Source organism: Actinoplanes sp. NPDC049598 (assembly GCF_040675435.1).
Classification (GTDB): domain Bacteria; phylum Actinomycetota; class Actinomycetes; order Mycobacteriales; family Micromonosporaceae; genus Actinoplanes.
On the sequence record NZ_JBFAOX010000021.1, the window covers coordinates 11,034 to 23,972 of the forward strand.

General features: G+C 69.4%; 11 protein-coding genes. 7 read left to right on the forward strand and 4 right to left on the reverse strand.

Annotated elements, in window-relative coordinates:
- Positions 1 to 3 precede the first annotated feature (3 nt).
- The 4 genes from AB0J66_RS35985 to AB0J66_RS36000 form a co-directional block, all read right to left on the reverse strand.
- Positions 4 to 2,079, reverse strand: coding sequence for a PQQ-dependent sugar dehydrogenase (locus AB0J66_RS35985; protein WP_364670644.1), 2,076 nt, complete (start codon positions 2,077 to 2,079; stop codon positions 4 to 6).
- A complete protein-coding gene (locus AB0J66_RS35990; protein ID WP_364670646.1) occupies positions 2,079 to 2,990 on the reverse strand; it encodes a sugar phosphate isomerase/epimerase in 912 nt (303 codons plus the stop codon). Before AB0J66_RS35990 ends, AB0J66_RS35985 begins: the two co-directional genes overlap by 1 nt.
- A 117-nt stretch (positions 2,991 to 3,107) precedes the next feature.
- Complete coding sequence (locus tag AB0J66_RS35995; protein WP_364670649.1) at positions 3,108 to 4,406, reverse strand: aspartate aminotransferase family protein; 1,299 nt, start codon at positions 4,404 to 4,406, stop codon at positions 3,108 to 3,110.
- Between the two features lie 175 nt (positions 4,407 to 4,581).
- Entirely contained in the window at positions 4,582 to 5,919 is a 1,338-nt protein-coding gene (locus tag AB0J66_RS36000) for an aminotransferase class I/II-fold pyridoxal phosphate-dependent enzyme (RefSeq protein WP_364670651.1), read from the reverse strand.
- A 215-nt stretch (positions 5,920 to 6,134) separates the two neighbouring features.
- Between AB0J66_RS36000 and AB0J66_RS36005 the strand changes: the two genes are divergently transcribed.
- Genes AB0J66_RS36005 through AB0J66_RS36035 form a run of 7 tightly spaced genes read left to right on the forward strand, consistent with a single transcriptional unit; the run spans position 6,135 to position 12,936 of the window.
- The gene (locus tag AB0J66_RS36005) at positions 6,135 to 6,974 is read left to right on the forward strand and encodes a nitrilase-related carbon-nitrogen hydrolase (protein WP_364670654.1); all 840 of its coding nucleotides are present in this window, start codon (positions 6,135 to 6,137) and stop codon (positions 6,972 to 6,974) included.
- Entirely contained in the window at positions 6,971 to 8,371 is a 1,401-nt protein-coding gene (gene hydA, locus AB0J66_RS36010) for a dihydropyrimidinase (protein ID WP_364670657.1), read from the forward strand. Before AB0J66_RS36005 ends, hydA begins: the two co-directional genes overlap by 4 nt.
- A gap of 11 nt (positions 8,372 to 8,382) precedes the next feature.
- Positions 8,383 to 9,378 (forward strand): TIGR03842 family LLM class F420-dependent oxidoreductase, encoded by a 996-nt coding sequence (locus AB0J66_RS36015; RefSeq protein ID WP_364670660.1) that lies wholly within the window; start codon positions 8,383 to 8,385, stop codon positions 9,376 to 9,378.
- The gene (locus tag AB0J66_RS36020; RefSeq protein ID WP_364670663.1) at positions 9,375 to 10,217 is read left to right on the forward strand and encodes an ABC transporter permease subunit; all 843 of its coding nucleotides are present in this window, start codon (positions 9,375 to 9,377) and stop codon (positions 10,215 to 10,217) included. The genes AB0J66_RS36015 and AB0J66_RS36020 overlap by 4 nt, the downstream gene beginning before the upstream one ends.
- Positions 10,214 to 10,993 (forward strand): ABC transporter ATP-binding protein, encoded by a 780-nt coding sequence (locus AB0J66_RS36025; protein ID WP_364670666.1) that lies wholly within the window; start codon positions 10,214 to 10,216, stop codon positions 10,991 to 10,993. The genes AB0J66_RS36020 and AB0J66_RS36025 overlap by 4 nt, the downstream gene beginning before the upstream one ends.
- Positions 10,990 to 11,754: an ABC transporter permease gene (locus AB0J66_RS36030; protein WP_364670669.1), complete on the forward strand. Its 765-nt coding sequence runs from the start codon at positions 10,990 to 10,992 to the stop codon at positions 11,752 to 11,754. The genes AB0J66_RS36025 and AB0J66_RS36030 overlap by 4 nt, the downstream gene beginning before the upstream one ends.
- Positions 11,755 to 11,793: 39 nt before the next feature.
- Entirely contained in the window at positions 11,794 to 12,936 is a 1,143-nt protein-coding gene (locus AB0J66_RS36035) for an ABC transporter substrate-binding protein (protein ID WP_364670671.1), read from the forward strand.
- The last annotated feature ends 3 nt before the right edge of the window (positions 12,937 to 12,939 follow it).

Consider the following 12,939-nt stretch of genomic DNA (forward strand, 5'->3'; position numbering starts at 1 on the left):
AAACTAGGCTGTGGGCTGCAGCACGACGGTCGCCGTGCCGGTCTGGGCCGGGGTTCCGGTGTCGGTGTACGACGCCACGAAGACCGCGGTCAGGTTGCCCGCCCCGGCGTGACCGGGGTCGAGGAACGTGGTGATCGAGCCACTGCAGCCGGACGCCGTGGAGAGCGGGTGCCCGTGCTGGTCGTGGCCGAGGATGTAGGTCACGGTGACCCGGGCGCAGTCGACCGGCTGGTCGTCGGTCACCTGGACCTGGAAGTTCACCGTGTCACCGAACTGGAACGGCTGGCCCGCCTGGGGCGAGGTGAACGTGACGACCGGGGCCGCCGTGCCGACCGGCAGGATCACCTCGGCCGACGAGGACCGGCCGGTGCTGTCGGTGACCTTCAGGGTCGGGCGGTAGTTGCCGTTCTGCCGGAAGGTGTACGTCGGGTTCGGCGACCGGGAGTCGACCCGGTTGTCGTTGTCGAAGTACCACTCGTAGCGCAGCGTGTCGCCGTCCGGGTCGGTCGTGCCGGCGCTGGAGAACTGCACCGTCAGCGGCGCCTGACCGGAGGTGGGCGTCGCGGTGGCCTTGGCGATCGGGGTGCGGTTGCCGCGGACGTAGTCGAACCGGGCCAGCTGGGCGTCGGGGTTCTCGGCGAAGTAGCCGTCGCCGTACTCGAGGACGTAGAGCGCGCCGTCGGGGCCGAACTCGAGGTCCATCGGGTTGTCGAAGACGAGCTCCGGCAGCACCGACTCGATCTTCGTGACCTGGTTGCGGCGGTCGAGCGTGAGCGCCTTGACCCAGTCGCGGGTCCACTCACCCAGCAGCGGCTTGCCGTCGAACGCCTCCGGCCACTTGACCCGCGAGTTCAGCCGCCGGTCGTAGTCGTAGGCCGGGCCGCCCATCGGGCCGATGCCACCCGTGCCGAGCTCCGGGAACTGGGGGCTGAGGCCGTACGAGTACGCGATCTCCGCCTTCTCGACCGGCGGCAGGTTGCGCAGGCCCGTGTTGTTGGGCGACTCGTTGACCGGCGCCGCGCAGTTGAACGGGGCGCCCGACGTGCCGGTGGCGAAGTCGTAGTCCACGTACGGCTTGTCGGCGTCGGCACAGTAGGGCCAGCCGTAGTTGGCCGGCTTGTCGATGGCCAGCCAGCGACCCTGTCCGGCCGGGCCCCGGGCCGGGTTCGCGTTCTGCGCGTCCGGCGAGTAGTCGCCCAGGTAGATCACGTCGGTGTCCGGGTCGATGGTGAAGCGGAACGGGTTCCGCAGGCCCATCGCGTAGATCTCCGGCCTGGTCTTCGGGGTCCCCTTCTTGAAGAGGTTGCCCTTGGGGACCGTGTAGCCGCCGTTCTTGCCGACCGTGATCCGGAGCACCTTGCCGCGCAGGTCGTTGGTGTTGGCCGCGCTGCGCTGGGCGTCGAAGACCGGGTTGCGGTTGGCCCGCTCGTCCAGCGGCGCGTAGCCGTCGGAGGAGAACGGGTTGGAGTCGTCACCGGTCGACAGGTACAGGTTGCCCTTGCTGTCGAAGTCGATCTTGCCGCCGACGTGGCAGCACTGGCCGCGGTCGACCGGCACCTGGATGATCTTCTGCTCGGTGTTCAGGCGCAGCGTGCTGCCGGCCAGCTTGAAGCGGGACAGCTGCAGGTGGCCCTTGAACGGCGCGAAGTCGGCCGCGGTGCCCTCGGTCGGGGCGTCGCCCTCGTTGACCTGAGGCGTCGTCGGGTCGTCGGACGGCGTGTTCAGCACCGGCGAGTAGTAGACGTAGACCCACTTGTTGTGCTGGAAGTCGGGGTCGATGGCGATGCCCTGCACGCCCTCCTCGTCGTGGAGGTAGACCGGGATGGTCGCGGCGAGCACGTTACGGCCGGTGGCCGGCTCGTGGATGCGTACCTGTCCCCCGCGGGCCGTGTGCAGCACGCGCTTGTCGGGCAGGACGGCGAGGGCGATCGGCTCGCCCGGGAAGTCGTTGAGGGTGACCTTCTGGAAGTCGGAGGACGGCGGCAGCGGCGCGCTCGATCCACCGCCGGCCACGGCCACGGAGGGCGTCAGCAGGGCGGCTACGCCCACTACGCCCAGGATGGACAGTCTGCGAATCATCAGAACCTCAATCCGGCGAGGTAGTCGTAACCGCGCTCCGCGGTCACGAGGGCCTGCTCGGGCGTACGCGGCGGGGAACCGGCGTCGTCGCGCTCCACGATGTATTCGATGAGTCCTGCTTCCTTCGAGTGGTCGAAGATGCGGCCGAAGTCGATGAGCCCGTCGCCGGGGTCGGCGAAGCTCGCGTTCACGTCGAGGTCCTTGACGTGCACCTGCTTGATGCGGCCGCGGTTCTCCTTGATGATGTCGACCGGGTCGTGGGCGCCCCGGAAGGCCCAGTACAGGTCGACCTCGAAGTGCACCAGGCGCGGGTCGGTCTCGCCGAACAGGATGTCCATGCCGGTCCGGCTGGTCCCGTTCTGGCGGAAGAACTCGGCGTGGTGGTTGTGGTAGCCGAACTGCAGCCCGGCCTTGCGGGCCAGCGCGCCCGCCTTGTTGAGGTCGGCCGCGAACGCCTTGTACACGGCGGCGTCGCGGATCGGGCCGTTGGCGCCCTGCCCGAAGAACGGGTGGACGATGAACTTGTTGCCGACGATGGCGGCGTCCTCGAGGGCCCGCTTCCAGGTGTCGGCGTTCCACGGCTGCGGGATGCCGACGTGGCCCGAGGTGGCCCGGATGCCGGCCTTGTCGAGGGCCGCCCGGAACTGCGCGGCGGTGCGGTTGACGAAGCCGGCGTGCTCGACCCGCTTGTAGCCGATCTCGGCGAGCTCGGCGAGGCTCGCGTCGAGGTCGATCGCGAGCTGGTTGCGCAAGGTGTAGAGCTGCACGCTGATCTGGTCACGCGGGACGCGGCTGAGGTGGCCCCCGTGGGAGCCGCCCGCCTGAGCGGCTCCTGGTACGGCGATGGTCGCCGCGGCGCCGGCCGCCGCAGCGGCGCCGAGGAGTTGACGACGGTTCAGTGACTGCGGCATTGCGATCTCCCCTATCGAACGACGTCGTTCGATGAGGTTACCGATCTGTTTCGTCGAAAGTGAAGCTAAGTTTCTTCAGATCAAGCAAAAGTTCTCGCTGTCCGGACAAAACATCGTTTAGATGCGGCTTTCCGCGTCCACCTGGGCCAGAGCACCGGACAGGATGGACAGACCCTCCCTGGCTTCGGCCTCGGTGAGCGTTAATGCCGGCCCCATCCGCAGCACATTGCTGTAGAGTCCGCCCTTGCCCACGAGCAGGCCACCGGCCCGGCACTCGTCGAAGACCCGGAGCGTGGCCGCCGGATCGGGCTCGGTCGTTCCAGGATGGACGATTTCGACCCCGATCATCAGTCCCTTGCCGCGCACCTCCCCCACGATGGGCAGATCGAGCGCGCGCAGCCCGTCGAGCAGGATCGCGCCGACCCGCGCCGCGTTGCCCTGCAGGTCGTGGTCGAGCACGTAGTCGAGCACCGCGTTGCCGGCCGCCGCCGAGAGCGGGTTGCCGCCGAACGTGGAGAAGCTGATCGCCGGCACCGCGTTCATCACCTCGGCCCGGCCCACCACGCCGCCGAGCGCGAAGCCGTTGCCGATCCCCTTGGCGAAGGTGATCAGGTCGGGCGTGACGCCGTGGGCCTGATAACCCCAGAAGTGCTCGCCCGTACGCCCCCAGCCGGTCTGCACCTCGTCGGCGATCAGCAGGATGCCGCTTTCGGTCAGCACCTTGTGGTACGCCCCGAGCAGACCGTCCGGGCCGGCCACGAACCCGCCGACGCCCTGCACCGGCTCGGCGATCAGCGCCGCCACATCCCCCGCGGTGACGGTGGTGAGCACCTCGCGCAGATCGTCCACGGCGGCGTCGAGGATCTGGTCGGCGGTCAGGCCGGCCATCCGCCCCCGCAGCCGGTCGCCCGAGGCCAGCCACGAGACGTTGAGCGGGGTGAGCGCGCTCGACGACCAGCTGCGGTGCCCGGTGACGGCCATGGTGGCGAAGGTCCGGCCGTGGTAGCTGTTCTTGATGGCCAGGATCTGGTTGGAGCGGCGCAGGTTCGTCGCCATCAGCAGCGCGGTCTCGTTGGCCTCGGTCCCCGAGTTGGTGAAGAAGACCCGCGCGTCGGGGATGCCGGACAGCCGCGCGATCTTCTCGGCCAGCTCGACCTGCTGCTTGATCAGGTAGAGGGTCGAGGTGTGCACGACGCCGGTGGCGAGCTGGCGCTGGACAGCCTCGTTGATCTCGGGGATGTCGTAGCCGACCATCGTGGTGAGCACCCCACCGAAGAAGTCCAGATAGGAACGACCGTCGCTCCCGGTGACGCGGCGGCCGTCACCTTTGACGATCTCCAGGGCGTCGTCGCCGTAGTAGGTCGGCATCCAGCTCGGCAGCACAGCGCGGTGGCGGGCCAGCAGATCGTCGCTCATGAGGGGCTCCTAACCATTAAAACGGACAAATCCGAATTGGGCGTGGGGGTGGCCGCGGGCGGCGCAGGGGTGGCCGCGGGCGGCGCAGGGGTGGCCGCGGGCGGCGCAGGGGTGGCCGCGGGCGGCGCGGGGGTAAGTGCGGGCGGCGCGGGCGCGGGGTTGGGCGACGGTGTACTCATCGCCAGCCGCGGGGGTGGGGGCGGGTTCGGGGGCCGCTGCCGCGGCTGGTCAGGTGGGCGGCGGTGGCCAGGGCGTCGGCCAAGGGGCCGACGTCGGTGGCGACCAGGCCGGCAGTGACGCGGACGTGGTCGGTGGGCAGGGGGGTCACGCAGAAGGGGGCGCCGGGGGCGACCGCGATGCCGTGGGCGGCCAGCGAGACCATGGCCATCTGCTGGTCGTCGACGGCCATCCACAGGTTGATGCCGTCGTCGGCGGATGCCGTCACGCCGCGCGCGTGCAGGGCCGTCAGCAACGCGGCGCGCCGTGTCGCGTAGGCGTCGCGCGCGTCGGCGATCTGGGCGGCGGCCGCGGGGTCGGTGAGCAGGTCGAGCAGGACGGCCTGGAGCAGGCGCGAGGACCAGCCGGGGCCGAGCAGCCGGCGGTCCGCCACCGCCGAGATCACCCGGGCCGGGCCGCCGATCGCGGCCAGCCGCAGATCGGGTCCGTGCGACTTGGAGAAGCCGGCGATGTGGACGGTCTGCGGCGACCCCAGGCTGACCGGTGGCGCCGAGGCGATGTCGCCCGCGTGATCGTCCTCGATCACCAGCACCTCGGGAGACCCGGCGATGATCGTCGCCAGGGACGCCGCCCGGGCCGCGGTCATGCTCACGCCGGTCGGATTGTGGGCCCGGGGCTGCAGGAAGACGGCGACCACGGGGGTCGACGACAGCGTCGCTTCCAGCCGGTCCGGGACCATGCCCGAGTCGTCCAGCGGGACGCCGATCACGGAAGCGCCGACCGCTTGCAGCAGGTCGAGCAGCGGCGGGAAGGCCGGATTTTCGACGATCACGTGATCGCCGAAGCGCACGGACACCCCGATCACCCGGTCGAGCGCGTCCAAGGCGCCGTCCACCACGGTCAGGGACTCCGGGGCGAAGGGCCACCGCGCCCGCAACGCCTCCTCCAGCCCGGGCAGCACCGGTGCGTCGAGATAGCTGGACGTCAGCCGCCCGTCCCCGATGCGTTTCAGCGCGTCCGTCAGGTCCGGCAGCAGATCATGGTCGGGGATCCCGGTGGAGAGGTCCTGCTCGAGCGCGCCCACGGCGCCCATCTGCGTGAAGCGCAGGCGCCGGCGCGAGGGGACAGCCGCCACGAACGTGCCCGAGCGCCCGCGCGTCTGCAGGACCCCGACCCGGGTCAGGCTGCGCCACGCCTCGCTGACCGTCGTCGGGCTGACACCCAAGGACCGCGCGACGTCGCGGACCGTCGGCAGCCGGGCCCCGGCCGGCAGCGTTCCGGCCGTGATCAGACGGCTGATGGCCGCAGCGATTCCCCGGGCGCTGCGATCGTCCACAGCGTCCACTATCGGCCCGATCAAATTACCTCTCAGAAACATTCCGTTACGTACGGGCAATTGTTCGCATGAATCTGTGTCGTTAGTGTCCTACGGCATCAGAGCGCGACAAGCAAGCCCTAGCGCAGGGCCTATGACGGGGAGTAGACACACGATCACAGGCCTGTTTCGGCCGTGTGAACGCTCATAAAGATCAATTGAGAGGGGCAGCAGTCATGTCCGACGTCGTTCGCGCCGCCCTCGTCCAGACCACGTGGACGGGTGACAAAGAATCGATGATCAAGGCCCACGAGGACTATGCCCGCGACGCCGCCGCCCAGGGCGCGAAGGCGATCTGCTTCCAGGAACTCTTCTACGGCCCGTACTTCTGCCAGGTCCAGGACGCCGCCTACTACGAGTACGCCGAGTCGATCCCCGGCCCCACCACCGAGCGCTTCCAGGCCCTGGCCGCCGAGCTCGGGATGGTCATGGTGCTGCCGATGTACGAGAAGGAGCAGGAGGGCGTCCTCTACAACACCGCGGCCGTCGTCGACGCCGACGGCTCCTATCTCGGCAAGTACCGCAAGCACCACATCCCGCAGGTGAACGGCTTCTGGGAGAAGTTCTACTTCCGCCCCGGCAACCTGGGCTACCCGGTCTTCGACACCGCGGTCGGCAAGGTCGGCGTCTACATCTGCTACGACCGGCACTTCCCGGAGGGCTGGCGTGAGCTGGGCCTGGGCGGCGCGCAGATCGTCTTCAACCCGTCGGCCACCAGCCGCGGCCTGAGCTCGTACCTCTGGCAGCTGGAACAGCCGGCCAGCGCGGTCGCCAACGAGTACTTCATCGGCGCCATCAACCGGGTCGGCATCGAGGAGCTGGGCGACGACGACTTCTACGGCCAGAGCTACTTCGTCGACCCCGAGGGCAAGTTCGTCGGCGAGGTCGGCGACACCCATCAGCCGGAGCTGATCGTCCGCGACCTCGACCTCGGCCTGATCAAGACGGTCCGCGAGCGCTGGCAGTTCTACCGCGACCGCCGGCCCGAGAGCTACACCCGGACGGTGGAGCTGTGAGCACCCTGATCAAGGGCGGGACGGTCATCGGGCCGACCGGGCCGTACGCGGCCGACGTGCTCATCGACGGCGAGACGATCGCGGCCGTCTTCGCACCGGGGCGGGCGCCCGAGGGCCCGGAGGTCATCGACGCCACCGGCAAGTACGTCATCCCGGGCGCGATCGACGCCCACACCCACATGCAGATGCCGTTCGGCGGCACCGAGGCCAGCGACACCTTCGACACCGGCACGAAGGCCGCCGCCATCGGCGGGACCACCACGATCATCGACTTCGCCATTCAGCGGTACGGCGAGGTCGTGCAGGACGGCCTGGCCGCGTGGCACGCCAAGACCGCGGACACGTGCCACATCGACTACGGCTTCCACATGATCGTCGGCGGGGTCGACGACGACTCGCTCAAGGCCATGGACCAGCTCGTGGCCAGCGAGGGCATCACGAGTTTCAAGCTGTTCATGGCCTACCCGGGCGTCTTCTACTCCGACGACGGGCAGATCCTGCGGGCCATGCAGAAGGCGCGCGACAACGGCGCCCTGATCATGATGCACGCGGAGAACGGCCCGGCCATCGACGTGCTGGTCAAGCAGGCGCTGGAGCGCGGCGAGACCGACCCGGTCTACCACGGCATCACCCGCCCGCAGGAGCTCGAGGCGGAGGCCACCAGCCGGGCCATCTGGCTGGCCAGTGTGGCCGCCGACTGCCCGCTCTACATCGTGCACCTGAGCGCCTCCAAGGCCCTCGAGCAGGTCAAGGCCGCCCGCGACCTGGGCCGCAACGTCTTCGCCGAGACCTGCCCGCAGTACCTCTACCTGACCCTGGAGGACCAGCTCGGCGCGCCCGGGTTCGAGGGCGCCAAGTGGGTCTGCTCCACTCCCCTGCGCAGCAAGCACGAGAGCCACCGGGCCGACCTGTGGCAGGGCCTGCGCACCAACGACCTGTCAGTGGTCTCGACCGACCACTGCCCGTTCTGCATGAAGGATCAGAAGGAGATGGGCCTCGGCGACTTCTCCAAGATCCCGAACGGGATCGGCAGCGTCGAGCACCGGGTCGACCTGCTCTACCAGGGCGTCGTGGACGGCAAGCTGTCGCTGGCCCGCTGGGTCGAGACGATCGCCACCACGCCGGCCCGGATGTTCGGCATGTACCCCAAGAAGGGCATCATCGCGCCCGGCTCGGACGCCGACATCGTGCTCTACGACCCGAACGGGCGGACCCGGATCAGCGTCGAGACGCACCACATGAACATGGACTACTCGGCCTGGGAGGGCTGGGAGATCGACGGCAAGGTCGACACCGTCCTGTCCCGCGGCGAGGTCATCTCGCGCGGTGGCGAGTACACAGGCCGGGCCGGCCGCGGCAAGTACGTCCCCCGCTCGCTCTCCGACTACCTGGTCTGAGGGGACCGCCCATGGACATTGGAGTGGTACTCCAGAACAACCCACCGGCCATGCAGGTCGTCGAATACGCCAAACAGGCCGAGGCGGCCGGGTTCAGCCACGTGTGGACGTTCGACTCGCACGTGCTGTGGCAGGAGCCGTTCGTCGTCTACTCGAAGATCCTCGACGAGACCGAACGGGTGATCGTCGGCCCGATGGTCACCAACCCGGGCACCCGGGACTGGACGGTCCTGGCCTCGCTCTTCGCGACCCTCAACGAGATGTACGGCAACCGCACGGTCTGCGGCATCGGCCGGGGTGACTCGGCGCTGCGGGTGCTCGGCGCCCAGCCGCAGAGCCTGGCCCAGCTGCGCGAGTCCGTACAGGTCATCCGTGGTCTGGCCAATGGCGGGAAGGTGCTGCTCAGGGGCAAGGAGCAGCAGCTCGCGTGGGCGGCGGACAGCCGGCTGGAGGTCTGGGTCGCCGCGTACGGCCCCAAAGCCCTGGCCTTGACCGGCGAAGTGGGTGACGGCTACATCCTGCAGCTCGCCGACCCGGACATCGCGGCCTGGATGATCGGGGCCGTCCGGCGAGCGGCCGAGGCCGCGGGACGGGATCCGATGGCGATCAAGTTCTGCGTGGCCGCGCCGGCGTACGTCGGTGACGATCTCGACCATCAGCGGGAACAGACCCGCTGGTTCGGCGGGATGGTCGGCAACCACGTGGCCGACATCGTGGCCCGCTACGGCTCGGACGGCACGGTGCCGCCGGTGCTCACCGACTACATCAAGGGCCGCGAGGGCTACGACTACGCCGAGCACGGGCGGGCCGGCAACACGCACACCACGTTCGTGCCGGACGAGATCGTCGACCGGTTCTGCATCCTGGGCCCGGTCGAGCAGCACCTCAAGCGGCTCGAGGAGCTGCGCGCGCTCGGGGTCGACCAGTTCGCGGTCTATCTGCAGCACGACGCCAAAGAGGAGACCCTCCGGGCGTACGGCGATCACATCATCCCGGCGCTCTCGTGAGAAAGGTGCTGTACGCCGTCATCGGGCTCGCGGTCGCCGTGGCGCTCTGGGAGGGCTACAAGGTGGTCGGGAGCCCGGACGGGACCGTGCTCTTCGGCGTGCGGGTCCTGCCCCGCGCCGACGACCTGTCCATGCCGCACGTGTGGACAGTGCTGGACCGCCTCGGCCGCCCGGAGCTCACGGGCGGCCGGCCGGTCTGGATCGTGGTGGTGCAGGCGTGTCTGTTCACGCTCGGCATCACCGCGGCCGGGTTCGTGATCGGGGCGCTCGTCGGGTTGCTGCTGGCGGTGGCGATGGAGCGCTTCCGGATCGTCGAGCGCGGCCTGCTGCCGTACGTCATCCTCAGTCAGACCGTCCCCCTGGTGGCGCTGGCGCCGTTGGTGGCCGGCTGGGGCGGCACGATCATGCCGGCCTGGGCCACGGTGTCGGTGATCGCCGCCTACCTGGCGTTCTTCCCGGTGGCGGTGGGCATGCTGCGCGGCCTGCAGTCGCCGTCGGCCAGCGGGGTCGAGCTGATGCGCAGCTACGCCGCCGGCTGGTGGCGCACGCTGGTCAAGCTCCGGTTCCCGGCCTCGCTGCCGTACCTCTTCCCGGCCCTGCGCCTGGCCGGGGCGGCGGCGGTGGTCGGGGCGGTGGTCGGCGAGATCTCCACCGGCACCCGCGGCGGCATCGGCCGCCTGATCATCGAATACTCGCGCGAGGCCACCTCGGACCCCGCGAAGGTCTACACCGCGATGCTCGGCGCCGCCCTGCTCGGCCTCGTCGTCGCCGGTCTCGTCAGCCTGCTGGAGCTGCCCCTGATGCGGCACCGCCGGCACGTGGAGGTGGTCACTTTATGAGCGCGGTCGTCGTTTCCTCCGTCACGAAGACCTTCAACCAGGGACGTACGGACGAAGTGGTCGCCCTGTCCGATGTCGACCTCACCGTGGGCGACGGCGAGTTCGTGTCGCTGATCGGGCCGTCCGGCTGCGGCAAGAGCACGCTGCTGCGGCTGATCGCCGACCTGATCCCGCCCTCGACCGGCACGGTCACGGTGGCCGGCAAGGGGGCCGGGACGGCCCGCAAGGAGCAGGCGTACGGCATCGCCTTCCAGCAGGCCGGGCTTTTCGAGTGGCGGACCGTGCTGCGCAACGTGGAGCTTCCGCTCGAGCTGCGCGGCATGACCAAGGCTGCACGCCGCACGCGGGCCGAACAGATGCTGGCGCTCGTCGGGCTCGAGGACTTCGGCGGGCACTACCCGGCCCAGCTCTCCGGCGGCATGCAGCAGCGGGTGGCGATCGCGCGCGCTCTCGCCGTACAGCCGCCGTTGCTCTTGATGGACGAGCCGTTCGGAGCCCTGGACGAGATGACCCGCGAACGCCTGCAGTCGGAGCTGCTCGGCATCTGCGCCAAGACCGGGACCAGCACGGTCTTCGTCACCCACTCCATCTCGGAGGCGGTGTTCCTCTCCGACCGGGTCGTCGTCATGTCGGCCCGCCCCGGCCGCATCACGGCGTCGATCACGGTCGGCCTGCCCAGCCGCGACGACGCCGGCCGCCAGTCCCCCGCCTACTTCGACAAGATCACCGAGGTCCGCCAGGCCCTGCGGGGCGCACCGCTGAAGACCGCGTCATGAAGTGGGCCCGTAGCGTCCTCCCGCCCGTCGCCGTCGGGATCGCGGCCATCGTGGCCTGGGAGCTGATCGTCTCGCTGGGGCGGATCGCGCCGTTCATCCTGCCCGCGCCGTCGGCGATCTGGCGGGAGCTGGTCGCTCAGCGGCAGAACGTGTGGGAGGCCGCCCTGGCCAGCGGCGCCAACGCGCTGATCGGCCTGGCCGGCGGGGCGGTGCTGGGCGTGCTGGCGGCCATGGCGGCCAGCCGGTTCCGGCCGCTGACCGAGGTCTCCCTCCCGTTCGCGGCCGTGCTCAACGCGCTGCCGATCATCGCCCTGGCCCCGATCCTCAACAACATGTTCGAGTCGACGAGCAGCATCCCCCGCCGGCTCGTCACCGCGATCATCGTGTTCTTCCCAGTCTTCGTGAACACGCTGCGCGGCCTGCGCGAGGTCGACCCCCTCCATCAGGAGCTCATGCACACCTACGCGGCGAGCGGCTGGACCTTCGCCCGCAAGGTGCGGCTGCCCGGCGCCCTCCCCTACGTCTTCACCGGCCTGCGCCAGGCGTCATCCCTGGCGGTCATCGCCGCCGTGGTGGCCGAGTACTTCGGCGGGCTGCAAACCGGCCTGGGGTCACGGATCACCTCGGCCGCCGCCTTCACCGCGTACCCCCGGGCCTGGGCCTTTGTAGTTGGCGCGTGCCTGCTGGGCCTCGCCTTCTACCTGACCACGCTCCTGCTCGAGCGCCTGGCCATGCCCTGGCGCACCCGCCTGATCGCCTGACCCACCAGCACGACCTTGAAACCCACTTCGGAGGCATCGATGCGAAGAATCCAGATATTTACTGCTATCGCAGCCGCGTCGGCCCTCCTGGCGGCCGGTTGCGGCACGGCCGATCAGGATGCGACCCCCACCCCCGGCGGCAGCGGCGGCGCCCTGACGCCGATCAAGCTGCAGCTGCAGTGGTTCTACCAGGCCCAGTTCGCCGGCTACATCGCCGCCGTCGACCAGGGCTTCTACAAGGAGCAGGGCCTGGACGTGCAGCTGCTCGAGGGTGGCGTCGACATCGTCCCGCAGACCGTGCTCGCGCAGGGCAAGGCCGACTACGCGGTGGCCTGGGTCCCGAAGGCGCTGGCGAGCCGCGAGCAGGGCGCCGGCATCACCGACGTCGGCCAGATCTTCGGGCGTTCCGGCACCTATCAGGTGGCCTGGAAGGACTCCGGCATCAAGACCGCGGCCGATCTGAAGGGCAAGAAGGTCGGCAACTGGGGCTTCGGCAACGAGTACGAGTTGTTCGCCGGCATGACCAAGGCCGGCCTCGACCCCGGTAAGGACGTCACCCTCGTGCAGCAGCAGTTCGACATGCAGGCGCTGCTCAAGAAGGAGATCGACGCCGCTCAGGCGATGAGCTACAACGAGTACGCCCAGTTGCTGGAGGCCAAGAATCCGCAGACGGGCAAGCTTTACACCGCCGACGACTTCTCGATCATCGACTGGAAGTCCGAGGGCACATCCATGCTGCAGGACGCGGTCTGGGCGAACACCGAGAAGCTCAACGACCCGGCGTACCAGCAGCAAACCGTGAAGTTCCTGACCGGCACCATCAAGGGCTGGGCGTTCTGCCGGGACAACGCCGAGAAGTGCCGGGATCTCGTCGTGGCCAAGGGCTCCAAGCTCGGCAAGAGCCACCAGCTGTGGCAGATGAACGAGACCAGCAAGCTGATCTGGCCCGCTCCGGGCGGCATCGGCGTCATCGACGACGCCGCCTGGAAGCAGACGGTGGACATCTCGATGACCACCAAGAACCAGACCGGGGACACGGTGCTGACCAAGGCCCCGGAGGGTCCGGCCTACACCAACGACTACATCAACCAGGCGATCACCGCGGCCAAGGCGGCCGGCGTGGACGTCAACGGCACGTCCTTCCAGCCGGCCACCGTGACGCTTACCGCGGGCGGCGCATGAACA

Bases quoted from the DNA above. Each gene is read 5' to 3' on its own strand.
- AB0J66_RS35985 (WP_364670644.1), bottom strand. From the start codon at position 2,079: ATGATTCGCAGACTGTCCATCCTGGGCGTAGTGGGCGTAGCCGCCCTG.
- AB0J66_RS36015 (WP_364670660.1), top strand. From the start codon at position 8,383: ATGGACATTGGAGTGGTACTCCAGAACAACCCACCGGCCATGCAGGTC.
- AB0J66_RS36005 (WP_364670654.1), top strand. From the start codon at position 6,135: ATGTCCGACGTCGTTCGCGCCGCCCTCGTCCAGACCACGTGGACGGGT.
- AB0J66_RS36025 (WP_364670666.1), top strand. From the start codon at position 10,214: ATGAGCGCGGTCGTCGTTTCCTCCGTCACGAAGACCTTCAACCAGGGA.
- AB0J66_RS35995 (WP_364670649.1), bottom strand. From the start codon at position 4,406: ATGAGCGACGATCTGCTGGCCCGCCACCGCGCTGTGCTGCCGAGCTGG.
- AB0J66_RS35990 (WP_364670646.1), bottom strand. From the start codon at position 2,990: ATGCCGCAGTCACTGAACCGTCGTCAACTCCTCGGCGCCGCTGCGGCG.
- AB0J66_RS36035 (WP_364670671.1), top strand. From the start codon at position 11,794: ATGCGAAGAATCCAGATATTTACTGCTATCGCAGCCGCGTCGGCCCTC.
- AB0J66_RS36030 (WP_364670669.1), top strand. From the start codon at position 10,990: ATGAAGTGGGCCCGTAGCGTCCTCCCGCCCGTCGCCGTCGGGATCGCG.